This is a genomic window from Agromyces albus, from assembly GCF_030815405.1.
In the GTDB taxonomy this organism is placed as follows: Bacteria; Actinomycetota; Actinomycetes; order Actinomycetales; family Microbacteriaceae; genus Agromyces; species Agromyces albus_A.
Genome location: NZ_JAUSWX010000001.1, coordinates 682,709 through 701,673 on the forward strand (window position 1 = coordinate 682,709; position 18,965 = coordinate 701,673).

Sequence of the window (18,965 nt, forward strand, 5' to 3'; positions counted from 1 at the left end):
CGCGGCGTTCAGCCGCGCACGCGCACGTCGACCCATACGAGCCGATGGTCGCTGCTCGGGAACGGGAAGTTGCCCGTGAGCGCTGAGAGCGGGTCGGCCTGCACCGGCCAGAACACGCCGGCGTCGACGACGCGCAGGTCGCGTGAGGGCAGCACGTAGTCGGCGCGCAGGTTGCCCGGTGCCGGGTTGTCGTTGAAGTCGGCGGTGTCGTAGCGCGGGTCGCCCTCGTGCGCGGGGTTCGCGCCGCCCTGCAGCAGTGCCGTTTCGACGGCGCCATCCGACGTCGGCAGCGGGTCGGTGATGCGCGGATGCCCCAGCAGCTGGTCGATCGCGGCATCCACCGAGTCGCCATCGAGCGGGTCGGCGTTCTGGTCGCCGAGGATCACGAACGACTCACCCGGCTTCAGCCCACCGCTGCCGCCCGCGTCATCCGTGATGTACCGGGAGGTCTCGCCGGGCGTGACGTAGTCGGCCCAGAAGCGGATCTCGTCGTGGTTGCGCAGACCGTTGCGGTCTTCGGCGCCGTCGAAGGTGGGCGGGGTCGGGTGCGAGGCGAGCACGTGCACCGTGCTGCCGCCCACCTCGATGGGCACGTCCCAGTGCGACTTGCTCGAGAGGCGCATCACCTCGAGCTCCTCGGCGGAGTACCAGTCGGCAGGCGCCGGCGTCGCCGGGTCGTCGGGCAGGAGCGCGCCGGGCATGTCCTTCCAGAGGAAGCTCTGGAACGTGCGCACCTCGGAGGTCTCGATCGGGTGCTTCGAGAGCACCGCCATGCCGTACTGGCCCTCGAACACGCCGAAGCCGAAGGCGTCGTCGCCCCCGCCGATCACGCCGTTGTTGTTGAGGTCGAAGCTGCTCGGAATGCCCGTGTTCGACGGCGCCACGTAGGCGTAGGGGTACTCGACCGGGTCGGCGCCGCCTTGCGACACCTCGAGGTAGTTGTCGCGGAACAGGTCGGCCGCGAGCCCGTCGGGCACGTAGTCGAACTCATTGAGCAGCACGATGTCGGGGTTCGCGCGCTGGATGATCTCGGCGACCGTCTTCGCCTGCGCGTCGGTGCCCGTGCTGAGGTCGGCGATGAGCTGGCCCGGGGCGTTGCGATTGAGCGAGAGGTTGTACGTCGCGACGCGCAGGTCGGTCGTGCCGCGCTCGTCCGCGCTCCTGGCGGCGGTGGCAGCGGCGGCGGTGGTGCCGAAGGTCGCGGTCGCGAGGGCGCCGACGACGACGGCGATCACGGCGGTGGCGGGGCGTCTCCTGGACATGCGCTCTCCTTCGTTGGCGGCTCGAACGACCGACGTGTCCAAGTTAGGGGTGCCGGGTGACGTTGGGAAGAACTGCAGGTGACCGGATGCCGGTTGCCGGATGCCGCGGATGATCCGTCCAGCTCAGGCGCTCTAGGCTGGAGCGCATGGTGCTTTCTCTCATCCGCCACGGACAGACCGACTGGAACCTCGCGGGTCGCATGCAGGGTCGCACCGACATCCCGCTCAACGCCACCGGTCGGGAGCAGGCGCGGGCCGCTGCAGCGCTGCTCGGCGACCACGAGTGGGCCGCTGTCGTGAGCTCGCCGCTCGGGCGCGCTCGCGAGACCGCGCAGATCATCGGCCAACACCTGGGCGTGCCGTTCGGCGAGACCTACGACGAGCTCACCGAGCAGGACTTCGGCGTCGCCGAGGGCACGCTCGTGTCCGAGCTCGACGCGCGCTGGCCGAACCGCGACTTCGAGGGCATGGAGCTCGACGAGGAGGTCGGGCCTCGCGGCATCCGCGGCCTCGAGCGGATCGTGCTCGACCACGACGGCGGGAACGTGCTCATCGTCGCCCATGGCACGCTCATCAGGCACACGCTCGCCACGATCACCGGCCACGAGCCGCGGCACTACCCGAAGCTCGAGAATGCCTCATCGTCGCTCGTCGAACGCGGTGACGTGGGATGGAACGTGCGCTCGATCGCCGGCGTGGACTTCGCCGACGTGCTCCGCGGCATCGAGGAGCGCGCAACGGAGCTTCGGCTCGCGAGCTGACCCGCTACGACCCCGAGAGCGCCGTAGCCGAGGCCCGCTCCGACTCCCAGCGAGCGCCCCACGAGACGAGCGCCTGCAGCGCCTCCATGAGCTCGCGGCCACGCTCGGTGAGCTCGTAGCGCACCTGCACGGGCGTCGTGGGGATGACCGACCTCGTGATGAGGTCGGCATCCGTCAATTGCTTCAACCGCGCCGTGAGCAAGCGGCCTGAGAGGCCCGGAACCAGCTCGAGCACCTCTGAGAAGCGCGTCGCGCCGCGCGCGAGCGCGAGCAGGATTCCCGAGCTCCATCGCTGGCCGACGAGCTCGAGCGAGCCCTGGAAGCGGCGGCAGGCCGCGTCGTCGATGTGTTCCCATGTCCCAACCACTTACCAATGGTAACTCGGTTACTGCGCCTTTGCGCCAGCCGCATGCGTCGATCGAGGATCGAACCATGCCTGACTACGGCCATTCCCTGCAATTCGGAACCTTCATCACGCCGACCAACCAGTCGCCGCAGACTCCCGTGCAACTCGGGGTGCTGAGCGAACAGCTCGGCTACGACCTCGTGACGTTCCAGGATCACCCGTACCAGCCTGGGTTCCTCGACACCTGGACGCTCCTCACGTGGGTTGCCGCGCGGACCGACCGCGTGCACTTCTCGGGCAACGTGCTCAACCTGCCGTTGCGGGCACCCGCCGTGCTCGCCCGATCGGCCGCGAGCCTCGACCTGCTCTCGGGCGGGCGGTTCGACCTCGGGCTCGGCGCCGGCGGATTCTGGGACGCCATCGGGGCGATGGGCGGGCACAAGCTCACTCCCGGCCAGGGCGTGCAGGCGCTCGATGAGGCGATCGACATCATCCGGGGCATCTGGGCGGTCGACGAGCGCACTCCGCTGCGCGTGCCCGGCGAGTTCCATCACGTCGACGGGGCCAAGCGCGGCCCGATGCCCGCCCATTCCATCCCGATCTGGTGGGGGCGTACAAGCCACGGATGCTTCGCCTCATCGGCCGGAAGGCCGACGGCTGGCTGCCGTCACTGCCGTACCTGCAGCCGGGCGACCTCGCGGCGGGCAATGCCACGATCGACGATGCCGCTCGTGGGGCCGGCCGCGACCCGGGCGAGATCCGGCGCATGCTCAACATCGCCGGCTCGTTCAGCGCCCGCAATGGCGGCATCCTGAGAGGACCGGCCGACCAGTGGGTGCGTGAGCTGCTTCCGCTCGTGCTCGACGACGGCGTCGGCACCTTCGTGCTCATGGCCGATGACCCGGCGGTGATGCAGCAGTTCGCCGAGGAGGTCGCGCCCGCCCTTCGCGAAGCCGTGGCGACCGAGCGCGCCCGACGCGGAACGACCGAGCCGCAGCGTCGCACCAGCATCGCCCTCGCCCGGCGACGCGACGGCATCGACTACGACGGGCTGCCGGCTTCCCTCGCCTCGGCCGCGATCGAGCCTGGCGACTTCGGCTACGCCCGCGTGCGATCCACGTATCTTCGCGGCGGTGCACCCGGGCTCGTGCTGCCCGTCCACGACACCGCGGAGGTCGTCGACGCGGTCCGCTTCGCGAGCGGGCAACCCGTGCCGCTCGCCGTACGCAGCGGCGGGCACGGCATCAGCGGCCGATCGACGAACGACGGCGGCATCGTCATCGACCTGTCGGCGATGAACTCGATCGAGATCCTCGACCCGGTGGCACGTCGAGTGCGGATCGAGCCGGGCGCGAGGTGGAAGGATGTCGCGGCCGCGCTGCAGCCGCACGGGTGGGCGCTGAGCTCGGGCGACTACGGAGGCGTCGGCGTCGGCGGACTCGCGACGGCCGGCGGCATCGGATGGCTCGTGCGCGAGCACGGCCTCACGATCGACCACGTGCGTGCCGTCGAGATCGTGCTCGCCGACGGCACCGTGGTGCATGCCTCCTCCGAGGAGAACGCCGAGCTGTTCTGGGCTGCGCGGGGCGCGGGCGCGAACTTCGGGATCGTGACGTCGTTCGAGTTCGAGGTCGACGAGATCGGCGACGTCGGCTGGGCGCAACTCGCCTTCGATGCATCCGACACCGCCGACTTCCTCGAGCGGTGGGGAAGCACGATCGAGAACGCACCGCGAGATGTCACGAGTTTCGTCATCCTCGGGGCACCACGCGGCGGCCGGTCGGTCGCGCAGATGATGGCGATGGTCGATTCGGACGACCCCGACACGATCATCGAGCGGCTCCAGCCGTTCGCCGACGCCGGCCCGCTGCTCGACCAATCGGTGCAGCTCACCACCTACGCCGCGGCGATGGCCAACTCGCAGGACGCGCCGCACGAGGGGCAAGGCGAACCGAACGCCCGGTCGGCGCTCGTGGAGCACCTCACGCCCGAGTTCGCCGAAGCCGCCGCAGAGCTGCTCGCGAGCGGCGATGTGTACTTCTTCCAGGTCCGCTCGGTCGGCGGCGCGGTGAACGACGTGGCTCCGGATGCCTCTGCCTACGCGCATCGCGCCGCGAACTTCTCCGTCGCCGCGTTCGGCGCGAATCGCCATCGCCTCGATGCGGCGTGGGACCGGCTCCGCTCGCACTCCACCGGCCTGTACCTGAGCTTCGAGTCGGACGACCGGCCGGAGCGCATCGACGACGCGTTCCCGCCCGCGACCCTCGCGCGACTGCGCGAGCTGAAGGTGCAACTCGACCCCGAGAACCTCTTCCGCGACAACTTCAGCGTCGCGCTCGGCGAGTCGACCGCGGTCACCGGCTGAACGTCAAGAAATGTCGACGGCCGCCGCTCGGGCGTAGCGATCGGAGTACGTGAGGAGCAACGGGCGAAGCGCATCCGGCGACTCGACCGTGAAGTCCATGCCGAGCATGCCGATGTAGGCGGCGATCGTGTCGAGGCTGTCGGCTCCCGTGACGAGCACCGACGTCTCGGCGTCGATCGACTCGACGACGCCGACGGCGGGATTGATACGGGCGAGCACGGCCTCGGCGGGCGCGTCGATGCGGAGGCGCGCGTGCACCTTCCAGCCGCTCGCCGCGATCGAGCGCATCGCGAACGCGGTGTAGTCGTCGCCGGGCAGTGGCACGGGCGAGAAGCGTCGGCGAGTCGGCATCCGCGGCTCCATCCAGTCGGCGCGGAAGGTCTCCCACGTGTTCGCCGACGGGTCGCGAGCCACGAGGTACCAGCGGCGCTGCCAGCTCAGCAGGCGATACGGCTCGACGAGGCGCGCCGTGTCGTCGTAGTCGAAGCGCAGCCATTCGACGTCGCGGATGGCGCCGGCGATCGCGCTCAGCACGGCGGGGTCGACCTCGGGGTCGGGGGCATCCGTGCCGGTGTTCTCGGGCGCATGCTCGGTGGTCGACGAAAGGGCCGTCACCATGGGCTTGAGTCGCGACGGCAGCACGTGCTCGAGTTTCGCGAGGGCGCGGGCGCTCGACTCCTCGATGCCGATGATGCCTCTGGCGGCGCGCAGCCCGATCGCGACCGCGACCGCCTCCTCGTCGTCGAGGAGGAGGGGCGGCAGCTTGCCGCCGGCGCCGAGGCGGTATCCGCCCGCGGCGCCGCGCGTGGCGTCGACGGGGTAGTCGAGCTGCCGAAGGCGGTCGATGTCGTTCCGGATGGTGCGGGGCGAGACGCCGAGGCGAGCCGCGAGCTCGGTGCCCGACCAGTCGGGCCGCGACTGGAACAACGAAAGCAGGGCGAGCAGGCGCGCGGCGGTATCGGCCATCGCTAGGCCTCGGCCGACACCTTGGCGGAGTCGTACCGATTGCGCGCCTCGATGATGCGCTCCTGGTGACCTTCAGTCCACTCCACGAGTGCCTGCACTGTGCTGCCGAGCGATTCGCCGAGCTCGGTGAGGGCGTAGTCGACGCGTGGCGGCACGACCGGGAAGACCGTTCGCGAGATCAGGCCGTCGCGTTCGAGGTGGCGCAGGGTCACCGCGAGCATCCGCTGGCTCACGCCGTCGACGCGCCGGCGCAGCTCGGAGAACCGCAGTGGGCGCTCGGCGAGCAGGGCGAGTACGAGCAGCGACCACTTGTCGGCGATGCGATCGAGGATCTGCCGCACCTCGCAGTCTTCACGCGTGTCCCATTGGTGTGCATCGCTCCAGGCGCTGACGGTGCCTTCGGGGTAACCGAGTGACGTTGAAGTGCCTTCTTCCATACTTCCCAATGGTGACCCAAGATGGGGTCAGTTACAAGAGAGAACCACGAGTATCCGTCAGTCGACCTGGGAGTGCGAACGTGTCTGTCGAGATCGAAGCCCGCCCGAGCACCGCGATCACAGGGCGTGCCCTCGCGGTGCTCCTCGTGATGTGCGGCGCGATCTTCCTGGAGGGCATCGACATCGGCATGTTCAACGTGGCCCTGCCGTCGATCCGCGCCGATCTGCCCATGGGAACCGGCGAGCTGCAGTGGATCATCAGCGCATACATCCTCGGCTACGGCGGATTCGTGCTGCTCGGCGGCCGCGCGGCGGACCTCTTCGGGCGGCGCCGGGTCTTCCTCATCGCACTCACGGTCTTCCTCGCGTTCACGGGTCTCGGGGCGCTCGCCACCGATCCCTGGATGCTCATCGTCGCGCGCGCCGCGACGGGAGTGGCGGCCGCCTTCATGGCTCCCGCGGGCCTGCCGATCATCACGACGACGTTCACCGGCGCAACTCGCGACCGCGCGGTGCTCATCTACTCGGGCGTCGGCGCCGGCGGGTTCTCGGTCGGGCTCGTCGCGGGCGGGCTGCTCACGACGTTCGGATGGCGCTGGGTCTTCATCGCGCCGCTCGTGGTCGCTGCCGCACTGCTCGCGATGTCGGTGCTGTTCCATCCCGCGCGCCGCGAACGCGCTCACGGCGCGCGGCCGCGGCCGACTCGACGTGCTCGGCGGGCTCACGGTGACGACGGCACTCGTCGTGCTCGTGGCCGGCATCGAGGGCGCACCGCACCGGCCGGTGCTCACGACCGTCGTCACCTTCGCGATCGGCGCGCTGCTGCTCGTGGCGTTCGTCGTCGTCGAGCGGCGCGCCGCCCAGCCGCTCGTGCGCTTCGGCATCTTCCGCCACACGAACCTCGTGCGGGCGAACCTCGGCGCTGCGCTCCTCGCGGCCGGCTTCTTGGGCTTCCAGTTCGTCGTCGCCCTCTACCTGCAGGAGGAACTCGGATGGTCGGTGCTCGAGACGTCGCTTGCGCTGCTCGTCTCCGGCATCGACGTCATCATCGCGCCGCTGTTCACTCCGCGACTCGTGGCCCGGTTCGGCACCCGGCGCGTGATCCTCGGCGGCCTCGCGCTCGCCGCGCTCGCCTACGCGCTCTTCCTGCCGGTGGCTCCCGATTGGACCTACGCGATGATGTTCCCGAGCTTCCTCGCGATCGGGCTCGCGTTCGCCTTCGCCTATGGCCCACTCACGATCGCGGCCACCGAAGACGTCGAAGACGATGAGCAGGGGCTCGCCGGCGGGTTGCTCTACACGGGCTTCCAGTTCGGCGGCGCGATCGGGCTCGCGGTGGTCTCGGCGCTGCTCGTCGCGCTGGAGTCGACCGACGCCGACGGTATCGAGGCCTACCGTGGAGCACTGTTCGGCCCCCTCGGGTTCGCCATCGCCGCGGTCGCGATCGCAGCGGGAGGCGTGCTGCGGCGGAGGGCGGTCTCGCGAGTCTGAAGCGTGAAGAATCTCGCACATTAGGAATCGAACGTGCCTATATGCCTCGTACCGTCGAAGACATGACGAACATCACTTCGGACACCAGCATCGACATCCGCCCCTTCCGCATCGAGGTCGCGCAAGCCGAGCTCGACGACCTCATGGAACGCCTCGCCCGCACGCGGCTCCCGCAGCCCTCGCCCGTCGACGACTGGGACTACGGGACCCCGAACTCCTACCTCCGCGAAGCCGTCGAACTGTGGCGCTCGGGCTTCGACTGGCGCGCCCAAGAGGCCCGCATCAACGCCGTGCCGCACTACATAACCGAGGTCGACGGGCAGGCGATCCACTTCATCCACGTGAAGTCCGAGCACCCCGGCGCGACGCCGTTGCTGCTCGCGCACACCTACCCCGGGTCATCCGTCGACTACCTCGACATGATCGGCCCGCTCGTCGACCCGGTCGCGCACGGCGGCCGTGCGGAGGACGCGTTCGACGTCGTGATCCCGGATGCCCCGGGCTTCGGCTTCAGCGCGCCCGTCACCGATCGCGGGTGGACCACCGCGCGCGTCGCCCGCGCGTACGACACGCTCATGCGGCGCCTCGGATACGCCGAGTACGGCATCCACGGCTCAGACAACGGCGCGATGGTCGCGCGCGAGCTGGGCCTGCTGAACCCCGACGGCTTCCTCGGCCTGCACGTGCTCCAGCTCTTCTCATTCCCCAGCGGCGACCCGAGCGAGTTCGAGCGGCTCGAGCCGCAGGATTACGTGGGACTCGAGCACATGCAGTGGTTCCAGTCGGTCGGCGGCTACAACACGATGAATGCGAGCCGGCCGCAGACCGTCGCCGCTGGGCTCAGCGACTCGCCCATCGGCCTCCTCGCCTACAGCGAGCTGTTCAACTCCTTCGGCAATGGCACGTCGCTCGTCTCGCTCGAGCAGATCCTCACCGAGGTGACGGTGAACTGGTTCGCGAATGCCGCCGCCGGCATGAGCCGCGCCTACCTCGAGAACGCCCGTGCCGAGGCCGAGCCCCAGGTCAACACGGCACCTACCGGCGTCGCGGTGTTCAAGGACGACTTCCAGACGATCCGGGTCTTCGCCGAGCGCGACAACTCGAACATCGTGCACTGGAGTCGGTTCGACGAGGGCGGCGGCCACTTCGCGGCCCTCGAGCTGCCGGAGGTCGTGGCCGGCGACATCCGCGCCTTCTTCTCGGCGCTGCGCTGAGGGGAGCGCGCGTCGAGCGGATGCCACGGCACAGCGCCCGTGGCATCCGCTCACTCGTCGACAGCAGCGGAGACCGCGCGTTGGAGTCGTGCCGGTTCACACGCCGATCGTGAGCGCCGCGGTATAGCCGGCCGAGGCCGACCCCGACATGCTCGCGATCTGGTGGATGCCGCCGTCTTCGCCGAAGACGTTGTCGGATGCGAGGCTCGTCGAGTTCATGTTGCGCACGCTCTGCTCGTAGCCCGACGTCGCGTAGACCGCGTCGCACGCCTCTTTCGGCAGGGCGATCTGGGACGTCTTCACGATCGGACCCGACGCCACTGCGGTCGCGACATCCGAGTAGACCTCGAAGTGGATGTGCGGCCACCGGCCCGCGTACGCGCCAGGGAAGATCGACGTGAAGCTCACCGTTCCGGTCGAGTCGGCCTCCTGCACGCCGCGCAGGTAGTTCTCGTTCTCGACGCCCGAGCTGTAGAGCGAGTAGTCGCCGTCGCGGTTGCAGTGCCACAGGTACACGGCGGCGCCCGCCATCGCATTGCCCGTGGCGGCCTCGCGCACGGTGAGGTTGATCGTCAACGGTACGCCCGGTGCGGTGGTGGTCGATGAGCCGAAGCTCGAGCGGATGTCGCGGCGAACCACTCCCGAGTCGTCGAGCACGTTGACCCCGTTCGAGCCGTCGCCCGGGAATGGGCCGCCGGTCTCGTCGGGCACCTCGGTGAGCGGTCCCGAGGTCGCGGTGGCCTCGGGCGTGGCGGTCGGCGTGGTCGTCGCCGTGGCGCTCGGGCTCGCGCTCGCCGTCGGCGTCGGCGAGGCGGAGCACGCGGCGAGCAGCGAGGTCGCCGCGATGCCGCCGAACAGGCCGAGGGCCTTCCGGCGGTCGACGAGGGTGCGGATGTCGTAGACGAGCCCGCGGTCCTCCTCGTCGATGATCTGGCCTTCGGCGTCGCGCCATTTCGTTTCGGTTGCGTCGTGGGTCATGGGGGTGTCCTCTCGTTCGGCGTCGAGTCGAATCAACTCCATGTTCCTCTCGATCTTCAGTGCGGCGTCTTTGCGTTCTCTTTGTGCCGGCAGTGCGCGGAGCGACATCCCCTCGCCGGAATTCTCGCGACGCGGTACGGTGCGAGCATGGTCCTGATCGACGACGACGCCCTCGACGAGCTCGAGCGCGAGTTCGTGTCGCGGGTGCGTGGGAAGGTGCTCGAGATCGGCGCCGGCGAGGGCGAGAACTTCGGTGCGTTCCATCCCGATGTCGAATGGGTCGGCCTCGAGCCCGACGCGAAACGCCGTGCCGAGCTCGCCACGCGAGCGCGCGAGTGGAAGCACTCGGCAGCGCCGCTCGATGCGCGGGCGGAGTCGATCCCGCTGCCCGATCACTCGATCGACGCGGTCGTCGGCACCTACGTGCTGTGCTCGGTCGGCGACGTCGACGCCACGCTCGCCGAGCTCCGTCGCGTGCTCGTGCCGGGCGGCCGCATCGTGCTCGTCGACCATGTGATCGCACCGCCCGGCACGCTGAAGCGCCTCGTGCAGCTCGTCGCGACGCCGTGCTCGAAGCGGCTCTGCCACGGATGCCACTGGGATCGCGATCCCGAGCCGGCGCTCGAGGCGGCGGGGTTCGTCGGCAGCGACATCCGTCGACTCAGAGTGCGGTCGATGCCGTTCGGACCTGTGCCGATGCTGCTCTTCGACGGCCGGGCGCCGCTCGACGCAGGCTAGCTACCGCGCACCGGATGCCGCGACGACGACCGCCGACCGTCCAGCCGGCGAAGCGCATCGGCGAACCCGGCGACGTCGTCGCCCAATCGCGCGAAGTAGTCGCGGTCGGTCGCCTCGACGGCGGCGTTGGCGCGGTTCGCGAGCTCGGCGCCGGCATCCGTGACCGCGAGCGCCCGAGCCCGCGCGTCATGTGGGTGCGACCCTCGAACCACGAGTCCCTTCGACTCGAGGGCGCGGAGCACCTGCGAGGTCATCATCGGGTCGGTGCCGGCGAGTTCGGCGAGTTCTCGCTGGGTCACGGGTTCGTCGGAATCCAGCCAGGTCAGCGAGGCGAGCAGCACGAATTGCACGTGCGTGAGGTCGAACGGCGCCAACACGGCCCGTTGTGCCGCCTGCCAGGCGTTGGTCGCCCGCCAGAGCAGCAGGCCAGGGCTCGCGTCGGCGTCGTCGAACTCGCTCGCCAGTCGGCGCGCGCTCATCGGTGCAGCGCCGAGCGCATCGCGTCGAGCAGCACCGCGGCGTCCACGTCATCCAAGGGGATCAGTCCGCGGCGCAACTGGTATCCCCAGTTCGGCTGCGCCGTGAGTGCGAGTCGATCGCGGACGGTGTCGACGTCGACCGGCGCGGCATCCTCCCAGTCGACGCGGCGCCGGAACGGGCGGAACTCGCCCTCGTCGGCCTGCCAGATGACGTCGTCGGCGACCCGACCGATGGCGGTGAACTGCTTGAGCGGCACGCCGTCGCGGAGGCGCTCGGTCGGCGAGTAGTACGCGATGAGGTCGCCGGGCTTCATCCGCGCGAGGCCGGCGCGCTTGCCGTGGCCGATCTGCGCGATGCCGAGTGCGACGCCGCGTCGCACGTGTTCGGCGGAGGCCACTCCGAGCCAGGCGGTCACGATGCCGCCCCCGGCGAGCGAGGCTCGACGGCGGGCTGCTCGGCCTCGACGAGCGCGATGAGCCGCGCGAGGTCGGCCGGTACGGCGTCGTGGAAACCGCCGCCCATGATCGCGGCCCAGACGGGGGCGAGCGGACCGTGCATCGTGACGAGTACGCTCAGCTCCACGCCGTCGGCCACGGGGGTGACGAGGTGCTGGAACACGAGCCTCGCGCCGGGGAACCTCGCGGTGTCGGTGTACTCGCGGCCGGGCGCGCAGGCACTCACGATGAAGCGCGTGCGTGGGCCACCCTTGGGCTTCAGCACGCCCTCGGCGCCAGTGCGGACGGGGCCGTCGACGCGTGCCCACTCGGTGTCGGGCGACCACGTGGGCCAGCTCTCGTGGTCGACCCACCGAGCGAAGAAGGCGTCGGCTGGGGCGGTGGAGCGGGCAGTCGCGCTGCCCAGGATCTTCGTTGTCATGCTAATTAGTATGCGCGCTTACTAAACGGCGATCAAGTTCGAATCTTCCCGAACTGTCGCGTGCTCAGTCAGCGCATCGGTGGGGTCGGCGGGGTCGCCCCGGAGCGCGTGGCGGCGCCGGCGGCAGCACCGGCAGCGGCGTCGAGCGCTGATCGGGCGAGCATCGTCGAGCCCGCCACAGCTGCGGGCATCGTGAAGATCGCGCCGAGCGGCACCATGAAGAGGAGCTGCGTCGCAACGCCGAACCCGAGCAGTTCGGCGCCACGACCGCGCAGCACGGCACGCCGGCCGGTTGAACGGATGCCGCGGGCCTCGAACGCCCGTGACGTGAGCTCGGTCGCGAGCAACCGGCCCGACAGGACGACCCCGAGCGTCGGTGCGAGCACGGCGCCGACGATCGGGATGAACCCCGTGGCGACGACGCCGATCGTGGCGAGCAATCCGATTGCGATGAGTCGACCCGAGTCGACGATCGATCGCCACAGTCCCGCGCCTTGCTCGGGCACCTCTCCGCCGAGTTCGAGCTCGACCGCGCGCCAGATGCGCTCGTAGAAGGGGTCGCCGACGGCGAGGGTGAGTGCCGTGAACGTCACGGCCGCGAGCACGACGGCCGCGGCGAGCACGATCGCGCCGATCGCCCCGCGCACGAGGTCCGGCCACGGGTCGTCCCATTCGTCGGCGAACGGGGTGAGCCATTCGGTGAGCCACGGCAGGCTGAGCCCGAGGGCGACGAGCGCGGCCAATATGACGATGAAGACGATCGCCGCAGGAATGAGCCCGAGCATCATGACCGCCGGCCGTCGCCGCCAGAAGCCGAAGCCGCGCAGCAGCATTCCGACGCCCGAGAAGAAGCGGCTCATCACCCGCACCAGCCTAGGCTGGCATCCCGAGCGCCGGAATCCGGGCGGGACTCTTCGACGAAGCAGGAGCAGCATGGTCATCGAACTCGACGTGCCCCTCGATGACGAGCGAGTGCTCCGCGCTTACGACAGCGGGCCGGATGCCGCGGCGCGGCTCGTGCTCGTCTGGCACCACGGTTCGCCGCAGACCGGCGCCCCGCTCGACCCGGTGCTCGAGGCGGCGGCAGCTCGCGGCATCCGCGTGCTCTCCTATGCGCGACCGAGCTATGGCGGTTCGTCGCCGCGGCCTGGGCGCGATGTGGCGTCGGCGGCGTCGGATGTCGCGGGCGTCGCCGATGCGTTCGGCGTCGACCGGTTCGTGGTGATGGGGGCATCCGGTGGTGGACCGCACGCGCTCGCGTGCGCCGCACTGCTGCCCGATCGCGTGACGGGCGTCGCGACGCTCGCGAGCATCGCGCCCTACACCGACGAATTCGACTGGTTCGGCGGGATGCGTTCGCCGGGTGCACTGCAGGCCGCGTTGCAGGGTCGCGCGGCGCGCGAGCGCTTCGCCGAGACTGACGAGTTCGATCCCGAGCAGTTCCTGCCGGTCGATTTCGCCGCCCTCGAGGGAACCTGGTCGTCGCTCGGCGTCGACGTCGGCCGCTCCGAGGCCTATGGCGACGACGGACTCATCGACGACGACGTCGCCTTCGCATCGCCGTGGGGATTCGACCTTGAGGCGGTCGCCGCGCCGGTGCTGCTCGTACAGGGTGAGCTCGACCGGGTGGTTCCGAGGAGCCATGCCGTCTCGATGCTCAGCCGGCTGCCGAACGCCCGACTCTGGATGCGGCTCGACGACGGGCACATCTCGGTGCTCGACGTCGTGCCCGACGCCATGGACTGGCTGCTCCGGCAGGCGGCAGCCCGAGAGGAGTGAGCTCAGCCGACGGCACCAGATGACTCCGCGTGGCGGCCTGTTGCGCCCCGACTTCGTGCTCCCAGCGGCCGGCGCTATCGTCGAGGCATCCGCATTCACCCCTGCGGCCGTGTGTGCGATGCGCCGCCGGCCACAAGCTCTGCCCGGCCGTGCCGGAGAAGGAACCGCCTCCCGAGATGACCGTGACCTCGACGAAGTCCGCTCGCGCCGCCGAATGGTGGCGGGCGCAGCGCAAGCAGGTGCTGTGGACCACGTTCATCGCCGTCGTCGCGCTGGCCGTCGTCGTGCTGCTTGCGCGCTGGCTCCGCGAGCTGCCGGCGGGGCAGTCATTCATCGAGACCTACCCCGGTATCGTGCCGCCGCCGGAGTGGGCGCCGACCGGCATCCCCGCATGGCTCGGCTGGCAGCACTTCCTCAACGCGTTCTTCCTCCTGCTCATCGTGCGCACCGGCTACCAGCTGCGTTCGAAGAAGCGGCCGCCCGGATTCTGGACACGCGACAACACCCGGTGGCCGCGCACCAAGCGCTCGCCGCGGCGCATGGGCATCTTCCTGTGGTTCCACCTCTGGCTCGACGCGCTCTGGGTGCTCACCGGGCTCAGCTACGTCGGGCTCCTCTTCGCGACCGGGCAGTGGGTTCGCATCGTGCCCACCGACTGGGCCGTCGTGCCCAACGCGATCTCAGCGGCGCTCCAATACGCCTCGCTCGAGTGGCCGAACGAGAACTCCTGGGTCGTCTACAACTCCCTCCAGCAACTCGCGTATTTCACGGTCGTGTTCATCGCGTCGCCGCTCGCCATTCTCACCGGGTTGCGACTCTCGTCGGCGTGGCCGCTCGAGGGACCGCTCGTGCGCGCCTTCCCCGAGAAGCTCGCGAAGACCCTGCACTACCCGGTCATGCTGTTCTTCATCGGGTTCACCTTCGTCCACGTCGTGCTCGTGCTCACCACCGGGGCGCTCCGCAAGCTCAACCAGATGTACGCCGTGCGCGACACCGACGACTGGATCGGATTCGGGGTGTTCGCGGCATCCGTCATCGTCATGGTCGTCGCGTGGGTGCTCGCGAAACCACCGCTCCTGAAGCGCATCGCCGCGACATCAGGACGCGTGCAGGGCTGACGCCGAGCCACCGCCGGGGCTAGCGCAGCAACAGCCGCGCGAGCGCGTCGGACATCCACTCGGCCAGCGCGGCATCCGTCCAGCCATGCGCGGCGGTGTAGCTGAGGTAGCTCTGAGGACCGAACTCCGTCGTGAGCACGGCGGTCGCCTGCGCGATCGTGAGGTCGGAACGCAAGGCATCGTGATCGGCGAGGGCTCGGATGACGCGGCCGAACTCCTCGATGCGGCGTGCCTCCGCCTGCGCATAGACGTCGGCGACATCGGGGTCGGTCTGCGCGGCCACGCGCGCCGTCTCGGCAACCGCCGCTGCGCGCGAGTAGACCGGCATCGATCCGTGCACGAACGAGGCCAGGGCGCCGTGTCCGTCACTCGACTCGAGTGCCTCGCGGAACCAGTCGGAGTCTTCTGGGCGCTGCACGGGGAGCCCGTCGTCGGACTGGCCCATCACGGCGACGCCGAGCAGCTCTTGGAGCAGTGCCGGTTTGGTGCCGAAGACGAAGTACACCGTCTGCACGGCGACGCCGGCCTCAGCGGCGATCGCGGCCATCGTCGTGGCGTGATACCCCTTCGCCGTGAACTCTGCGCGTGCCGCCGTGAGGATGCGAGCACGGGTGCGGCCCGCTCGCTCCTTGCGAGTGAGGGGTGCGGGGGCGTCTGGAGTCTTGTGGGCCGTCATGGTGAGGTCTACTCTACTAGAGGTAGTCACTAGTAGCGGCATCTAGCCATGCTCCGAAGCCCGAGGCGGCGCACCATGAAGATCCTCATCGCGACCATGCCCTTCGCAGGGCACTTCAATCCCCTCACGGGCGTCGCAGCCCGCTTGCTCGAGAGCGGGAATCAAGTGGCCTGGTACACCGCGCCGAGCTTCGTGCACAAGGTGGAACGCCTCGGCGTGACCCCGTTCCCCTACCGGCGTGCCATCGAGGTGACCGACGAGAACATCGGCGAGCTCTATCCCGAGCGTGCGAAGCTCCGGGGGCCGGAGCGGCTCGCCTTCGACTTCGACAAGGTCTTCGCGGCACCCGTGCGCGACCACTTTCTCGACCTGCAGGAGATCCGCGAGGAGTACCCGTTCGAGTTGCTCTTCTGCGATTCGGCCTTCTTCGCCTCGGCCATCGTCGCCCGGGCGCTCGACGTGCCCGTCTACGCGGTCAATCCCGGCCCGTCGGTGCACCCGGCGCGCGACGTGCCTCCGCCCTTCTTCGGCCTCCGCCCCGCGCGCGGCCCTCTCGGGTGGGTGCGGGACCGCATCGTGTGGAAGCTGGTGCTCGGCTCCCTGAAGCGCGGGCTCATCTCGTTCAACGACGCGTTCGCCGTCGCCGGCCTGCCCGCGGTGGAGCGACGCGAGGTCCTCCTCATCGTCGAGGAGACGGCCAGACGCGTCTTCCAGTCCGGCATCCCCGAGACCGACTTCCCGCGCTCGGATGCCCCGCCGAACACGGTGTATGTCGGTGCGCTGCTCCCGCAGAAGACGGATGTCCCGCCCCCGCTCGATCCGCGCATTGCGGCGTGGAAGGGCAAGGTCGTCGTGGTGTCGCAGGGCACCGTCGACAACCGAGACCTGTCGAAACTCATCGCACCGACGATCGAGGCGCTCGCCGGAGCGGACACCCTCGTGGTCGCCGTGACCGCCGGTTCCGGCACGGCGGAGTTGCGGCGGCGCTACCCGCTGCCCTCCGTGATCGTCGAGGACTTCATCGACTTCCACCAGCTCTTCCAGCACGCCGACGTCTTCGTCTGCAACGGCGGCTACGGCAGCGTGATGCTCGCACTGCAGTACCGCGTGCCGCTGCTGCTCGCCGGCACGCGCGAGGGGAAGAACGACATCAATGCCCGCCTCGCCTACAACGGTGTCGCCGTCGACCTGCGCACCGAGCGTCCGTCTCCTCGACGAATCGCCGCGGGCGTTGCGCGCGTGCTCGCCGATCGTCGGCTTCAGGAGCGGGCGCGTGAGATCGGCGCGATCCTCGATGGCTACGACTCGCTCGGGCTGATCGAAGCGGCGCTCGCCGAGGACTTCCCCAGAGTGCCAGGCCAACAGAAGGAGTCGACATGAACCCGCCGAACACCAGCCTGCGGACGATTCCGGGCGATGGGTGGGCCGGTGCCTTCGCCTACGCGGCCGGGCTCGTCGGGATCATCACCTTCATCGCGCTCGGCCTCATGTACGCGATCGAGCTCCCGAGTCAGACGAGTCCTCGCTTCTTCGGGCCACTCAGCGATCTCGGCAGCGGGCTCTACTGTCTGCTCGTCATCCCGGTCGTCGTGCAGCTCCACCGGCGCCTGCCGGTGTCTGCGGCCTCCCGGTTCGCGCTCGTGGTCGTCGTCGTGCTCCTGGTTGCCGGGGCCGCGGGCTCGTTCCTCCTCGTGGCCCGGGTGCTTCACTTCGTGCCCGCCACGGCAGCGGCGATGGCGGCACTCGCCGCCGTGGCCGTGTGGCTCGTGGCAGCATGCCTCAAGCTCGGGCAGCGCGGCGACGTTCCCCGCCGACTGGCGAGGTCGGGCGTGCTCATGGGCGCCGCGTTCCTCATCGGCGTCTCGGTCGTCGGGCTGGGGTTCCTGCTTCCGGCTGGTTGGATGCAATGGGCGGTGTTCGGTCTCGGCGGGGTCATCGGCTTGGTCGGCTGGATCGGCACGCCGATCTGGTTCCTCGCGGCCGGCCGGGCGCTCAGAGCCGAGGAGGTCCTCGTTCCAGCCGGGGCCTAAGTCGCTGTGTCACCCTCCTCGAAGGCGGCCTTCCCGGCGACAGCGAGCTCGTCGGGCTCGATCTCGAGTTCGCGCAGCACCCGCCGGGCCGTGCTCAGGCACCCGTTTCGACGAGCGAGTCGAGCGCCCACACGAGATCGCGGTGCAGGTCGTCGACATGCTCGAGACCCACCGAGAGTCGCACGAGCCCCTCGGGAATCGTGGGCTGCTCCAGCGGCCAACGGCGCCGGCGCTCGAACGTCGACTCCACGCCGCCGAGGCTCGTGGCATGCACCCAGATGCTCGTGCGCTGCACGAGCGCGTCGGCCGGCTCGGCTCCGCCGCGCACGACGATCGAGATGATGGCGCCGAATCCCGGGTACCGCACCTCTTCGAGGGCGGCATGCCCTTCGAGTCGCCGCACGAGCTCCTGCGCGTTGGCTTGCGCGCGCTCCAGGCGCACGGGCAGTGTGCGAAGGCCGCGGAGCGCGAGGAACGTCTCGAGCGGCGCCGGCGTCGCGCCGAACAGGGAACGGTGCGCCACGACCGCGGTTGCGAGCTCCTCCGACGCCGCGATCACGGCGCCCATGACCACATCGCTGTGTCCCGAGATGTACTTCGTCGCCGAGTGGACGACGAGGTCGGCGCCGTGCTCGAGCGGACGCTGCAGCAGCGGCGTCGCGAACGTGTTGTCCACCACGGCGAGGGCTCCATGCTCGTGTGCCGCACGCACGATCGCGGGGATGTCGGCGACCTCGAGCGCCGGATTCGTCGGTGACTCGAACCACACCATCGCGGCATCCGCGGAGGCATCCGTCACCGCTTCAAGGTCGGTGATGTCGACGAAGACGGCCTTCGCTCGGCCCTTGGCCTCGAGCTTCTTCAGCATGGCGATCGTGCCGGTGTACGAGTGGCGCGGTGCCACGACCGTTCCGCCCGGTTCGACCAGGTCGAGCACCGCGGCCATCGCGGCCATGCCCGAGGCGAACGAGACGCAGCGCCCGCCCTCGAGCGCGCCGAGCGTGTCTTCGAACGCGGTCCACGAGGGGTTGCCGTATCGCCCGTACTCGAGCTCGCCGCCCGCGACGTAGGTCGACGTGAGGTGCACCGGCACGCTCATCGGCTGGTCGGGCGTGTGCGGCGGGCGCCCCGCGACGACGGCGACAGTGTCGGGGTGCAGCGCCGGCGCGTCGGCCGAGTTCGCATCGGTCACGGGGTCCTCCAATGGAAACGAAGGCGAGCGGATGCCGCAGGCCGCGGCAGCGCACGGCCAGCGTATCCCGGCCCGCACGGAGCCCGCCCGCGGGCTGGCGCCGGGTCCGAGCGCCCCTGAAGTCCTCCCCGCCCGCCCCGCCAAAAGTGCGCTTCCGGTCGGAATGCGGCCGGCATTCCGACCACTAGCGCACTTTCGGCGCGCGACTCCCCGAGGCGAACGAATCACCGCGGTTCAGAGCCGGGCACCGGAGCGC

Annotated in this window: 20 protein-coding genes and 2 pseudogenes; 11 read left to right on the top strand and 11 right to left on the bottom strand. The window is 69.9% G+C overall.

Annotated features, from left to right (window positions below; genetic code table 11):
* Positions 1 to 8 precede the first annotated feature (8 nt).
* On the bottom strand, positions 9 to 1,262 hold the full coding sequence (locus QFZ29_RS03125) for an endonuclease/exonuclease/phosphatase family protein (protein WP_306892794.1): 1,254 nt from the start codon (positions 1,260 to 1,262) through the stop codon (positions 9 to 11).
* Positions 1,263 to 1,408: 146 nt separating this feature from the next.
* On the opposite strand from QFZ29_RS03125, the gene QFZ29_RS03130 reads away from it, so the two are divergent.
* On the top strand, positions 1,409 to 2,023 hold the full coding sequence (locus QFZ29_RS03130; protein ID WP_306892795.1) for a histidine phosphatase family protein: 615 nt from the start codon (positions 1,409 to 1,411) through the stop codon (positions 2,021 to 2,023).
* Positions 2,024 to 2,027: 4 nt separating this feature from the next.
* Here the strand turns inward: QFZ29_RS03130 and QFZ29_RS03135 are convergent, their stop codons facing one another.
* Positions 2,028 to 2,390, bottom strand: a complete 363-nt coding sequence (locus tag QFZ29_RS03135; protein ID WP_306892796.1) for a winged helix-turn-helix transcriptional regulator — start codon at positions 2,388 to 2,390, stop codon at positions 2,028 to 2,030.
* A gap of 65 nt (positions 2,391 to 2,455) precedes the next feature.
* On the opposite strand from QFZ29_RS03135, the pseudogene QFZ29_RS03140 reads away from it, so the two are divergent.
* Both QFZ29_RS03140 and QFZ29_RS03145 read left to right on the top strand, forming a co-directional pair.
* Positions 2,456 to 2,863 (top strand): annotated as a pseudogene (locus QFZ29_RS03140) (LLM class flavin-dependent oxidoreductase); the annotation flags it as partial.
* 110 nt (positions 2,864 to 2,973) lie between these two features.
* Positions 2,974 to 4,734, top strand: a complete 1,761-nt coding sequence (locus tag QFZ29_RS03145) for an FAD-binding oxidoreductase (protein ID WP_306892797.1) — start codon at positions 2,974 to 2,976, stop codon at positions 4,732 to 4,734.
* Positions 4,735 to 4,737: 3 nt separating this feature from the next.
* Here the strand turns inward: QFZ29_RS03145 and QFZ29_RS03150 are convergent, their stop codons facing one another.
* Complete coding sequence (locus tag QFZ29_RS03150) at positions 4,738 to 5,700, bottom strand: helix-turn-helix transcriptional regulator (RefSeq protein WP_306892798.1); 963 nt, start codon at positions 5,698 to 5,700, stop codon at positions 4,738 to 4,740.
* A gap of 2 nt (positions 5,701 to 5,702) precedes the next feature.
* The gene (locus QFZ29_RS03155) at positions 5,703 to 6,137 is read right to left on the bottom strand and encodes a winged helix-turn-helix transcriptional regulator (RefSeq protein WP_306892799.1); all 435 of its coding nucleotides are present in this window, start codon (positions 6,135 to 6,137) and stop codon (positions 5,703 to 5,705) included.
* A 149-nt stretch (positions 6,138 to 6,286) separates the two neighbouring features.
* On the opposite strand from QFZ29_RS03155, the pseudogene QFZ29_RS20365 reads away from it, so the two are divergent.
* The 3 genes and pseudogenes from QFZ29_RS20365 to QFZ29_RS03165 all read left to right on the top strand — a co-directional run.
* Positions 6,287 to 6,760, top strand: a pseudogene (locus QFZ29_RS20365) (MFS transporter); the annotation flags it as partial.
* Between the two features lie 103 nt (positions 6,761 to 6,863).
* Positions 6,864 to 7,628, top strand: a complete 765-nt coding sequence (locus QFZ29_RS03160) for an MFS transporter (protein WP_306892800.1) — start codon at positions 6,864 to 6,866, stop codon at positions 7,626 to 7,628.
* A gap of 62 nt (positions 7,629 to 7,690) precedes the next feature.
* The gene (locus QFZ29_RS03165) at positions 7,691 to 8,842 is read left to right on the top strand and encodes an epoxide hydrolase family protein (RefSeq protein ID WP_306892801.1); all 1,152 of its coding nucleotides are present in this window, start codon (positions 7,691 to 7,693) and stop codon (positions 8,840 to 8,842) included.
* A 96-nt stretch (positions 8,843 to 8,938) separates the two neighbouring features.
* On the opposite strand, the gene QFZ29_RS03170 is transcribed toward QFZ29_RS03165, so the two are convergent.
* The gene (locus QFZ29_RS03170; RefSeq protein WP_306892802.1) at positions 8,939 to 9,820 is read right to left on the bottom strand and encodes an intradiol ring-cleavage dioxygenase; all 882 of its coding nucleotides are present in this window, start codon (positions 9,818 to 9,820) and stop codon (positions 8,939 to 8,941) included.
* 147 nt (positions 9,821 to 9,967) lie between these two features.
* On the opposite strand from QFZ29_RS03170, the gene QFZ29_RS03175 reads away from it, so the two are divergent.
* On the top strand, positions 9,968 to 10,558 hold the full coding sequence (locus QFZ29_RS03175; protein WP_306892803.1) for a class I SAM-dependent methyltransferase: 591 nt from the start codon (positions 9,968 to 9,970) through the stop codon (positions 10,556 to 10,558).
* Here the strand turns inward: QFZ29_RS03175 and QFZ29_RS03180 are convergent.
* The 4 genes from QFZ29_RS03180 to QFZ29_RS03195 form a co-directional block, all read right to left on the bottom strand.
* On the bottom strand, positions 10,555 to 11,037 hold the full coding sequence (locus QFZ29_RS03180) for a MarR family winged helix-turn-helix transcriptional regulator (protein ID WP_306892804.1): 483 nt from the start codon (positions 11,035 to 11,037) through the stop codon (positions 10,555 to 10,557). The genes QFZ29_RS03175 and QFZ29_RS03180 overlap by 4 nt on opposite strands.
* Positions 11,034 to 11,453 carry an EVE domain-containing protein gene (locus tag QFZ29_RS03185; protein ID WP_306892805.1) on the bottom strand — a complete coding sequence of 140 codons (420 nt, stop codon included), beginning with the start codon at positions 11,451 to 11,453 and terminating at the stop codon, positions 11,034 to 11,036. Before QFZ29_RS03185 ends, QFZ29_RS03180 begins: the two co-directional genes overlap by 4 nt.
* Positions 11,450 to 11,914: an SRPBCC family protein gene (locus tag QFZ29_RS03190; RefSeq protein WP_306892806.1), complete on the bottom strand. Its 465-nt coding sequence runs from the start codon at positions 11,912 to 11,914 to the stop codon at positions 11,450 to 11,452. The genes QFZ29_RS03185 and QFZ29_RS03190 overlap by 4 nt, the downstream gene beginning before the upstream one ends.
* A gap of 68 nt (positions 11,915 to 11,982) precedes the next feature.
* Positions 11,983 to 12,774 carry an EI24 domain-containing protein gene (locus QFZ29_RS03195; protein WP_306896581.1) on the bottom strand — a complete coding sequence of 264 codons (792 nt, stop codon included), beginning with the start codon at positions 12,772 to 12,774 and terminating at the stop codon, positions 11,983 to 11,985.
* A 73-nt stretch (positions 12,775 to 12,847) separates the two neighbouring features.
* Between QFZ29_RS03195 and QFZ29_RS03200 the strand changes: the two genes are divergently transcribed.
* A complete protein-coding gene (locus QFZ29_RS03200; protein WP_306892807.1) occupies positions 12,848 to 13,693 on the top strand; it encodes an alpha/beta fold hydrolase in 846 nt (281 codons plus the stop codon).
* A 176-nt stretch (positions 13,694 to 13,869) separates the two neighbouring features.
* Positions 13,870 to 14,811: a cytochrome b/b6 domain-containing protein gene (locus QFZ29_RS03205; protein WP_306892808.1), complete on the top strand. Its 942-nt coding sequence runs from the start codon at positions 13,870 to 13,872 to the stop codon at positions 14,809 to 14,811.
* 19 nt (positions 14,812 to 14,830) lie between these two features.
* Here the strand turns inward: QFZ29_RS03205 and QFZ29_RS03210 are convergent, their stop codons facing one another.
* Positions 14,831 to 15,487 (bottom strand): TetR/AcrR family transcriptional regulator, encoded by a 657-nt coding sequence (locus tag QFZ29_RS03210; RefSeq protein ID WP_306892809.1) that lies wholly within the window; start codon positions 15,485 to 15,487, stop codon positions 14,831 to 14,833.
* 75 nt (positions 15,488 to 15,562) lie between these two features.
* Here QFZ29_RS03210 and QFZ29_RS03215 point away from each other — a divergent pair, with 75 nt between their 5' ends.
* Together QFZ29_RS03215 and QFZ29_RS03220 are read left to right on the top strand one after the other, a co-directional pair.
* On the top strand, positions 15,563 to 16,867 hold the full coding sequence (locus QFZ29_RS03215) for a glycosyltransferase (RefSeq protein WP_306892810.1): 1,305 nt from the start codon (positions 15,563 to 15,565) through the stop codon (positions 16,865 to 16,867).
* Positions 16,864 to 17,517, top strand: a complete 654-nt coding sequence (locus QFZ29_RS03220) for a hypothetical protein (RefSeq protein ID WP_306892811.1) — start codon at positions 16,864 to 16,866, stop codon at positions 17,515 to 17,517. The genes QFZ29_RS03215 and QFZ29_RS03220 overlap by 4 nt, the downstream gene beginning before the upstream one ends.
* Positions 17,518 to 17,611: 94 nt before the next feature.
* On the opposite strand, the gene QFZ29_RS03225 is transcribed toward QFZ29_RS03220, so the two are convergent.
* Positions 17,612 to 18,709 carry a trans-sulfuration enzyme family protein gene (locus QFZ29_RS03225; RefSeq protein ID WP_306892812.1) on the bottom strand — a complete coding sequence of 366 codons (1,098 nt, stop codon included), beginning with the start codon at positions 18,707 to 18,709 and terminating at the stop codon, positions 17,612 to 17,614.
* Positions 18,710 to 18,965 lie beyond the last annotated feature (256 nt).

Excerpts from the sequence above, each read along its gene's own strand:
- QFZ29_RS03150 (WP_306892798.1), bottom strand. The coding sequence starts at position 5,700 with ATGGCCGATACCGCCGCGCGCCTGCTCGCCCTGCTTTCGTTGTTCCAG.
- QFZ29_RS03180 (WP_306892804.1), bottom strand. The coding sequence starts at position 11,037 with ATGAGCGCGCGCCGACTGGCGAGCGAGTTCGACGACGCCGACGCGAGC.
- QFZ29_RS03125 (WP_306892794.1), bottom strand. The coding sequence starts at position 1,262 with ATGTCCAGGAGACGCCCCGCCACCGCCGTGATCGCCGTCGTCGTCGGC.
- QFZ29_RS03210 (WP_306892809.1), bottom strand. The coding sequence starts at position 15,487 with ATGACGGCCCACAAGACTCCAGACGCCCCCGCACCCCTCACTCGCAAG.
- QFZ29_RS03175 (WP_306892803.1), top strand. The coding sequence starts at position 9,968 with ATGGTCCTGATCGACGACGACGCCCTCGACGAGCTCGAGCGCGAGTTC.
- QFZ29_RS03205 (WP_306892808.1), top strand. The coding sequence starts at position 13,870 with ATGACCGTGACCTCGACGAAGTCCGCTCGCGCCGCCGAATGGTGGCGG.
- QFZ29_RS03170 (WP_306892802.1), bottom strand. The coding sequence starts at position 9,820 with ATGACCCACGACGCAACCGAAACGAAATGGCGCGACGCCGAAGGCCAG.
- QFZ29_RS03190 (WP_306892806.1), bottom strand. The coding sequence starts at position 11,914 with ATGACAACGAAGATCCTGGGCAGCGCGACTGCCCGCTCCACCGCCCCA.
- QFZ29_RS03130 (WP_306892795.1), top strand. The coding sequence starts at position 1,409 with ATGGTGCTTTCTCTCATCCGCCACGGACAGACCGACTGGAACCTCGCG.
- QFZ29_RS03200 (WP_306892807.1), top strand. The coding sequence starts at position 12,848 with ATGGTCATCGAACTCGACGTGCCCCTCGATGACGAGCGAGTGCTCCGC.
- QFZ29_RS03155 (WP_306892799.1), bottom strand. The coding sequence starts at position 6,137 with ATGGAAGAAGGCACTTCAACGTCACTCGGTTACCCCGAAGGCACCGTC.
- QFZ29_RS03220 (WP_306892811.1), top strand. The coding sequence starts at position 16,864 with ATGAACCCGCCGAACACCAGCCTGCGGACGATTCCGGGCGATGGGTGG.
- QFZ29_RS03195 (WP_306896581.1), bottom strand. The coding sequence starts at position 12,774 with ATGAGCCGCTTCTTCTCGGGCGTCGGAATGCTGCTGCGCGGCTTCGGC.
- QFZ29_RS03165 (WP_306892801.1), top strand. The coding sequence starts at position 7,691 with ATGACGAACATCACTTCGGACACCAGCATCGACATCCGCCCCTTCCGC.
- QFZ29_RS03215 (WP_306892810.1), top strand. The coding sequence starts at position 15,563 with ATGAAGATCCTCATCGCGACCATGCCCTTCGCAGGGCACTTCAATCCC.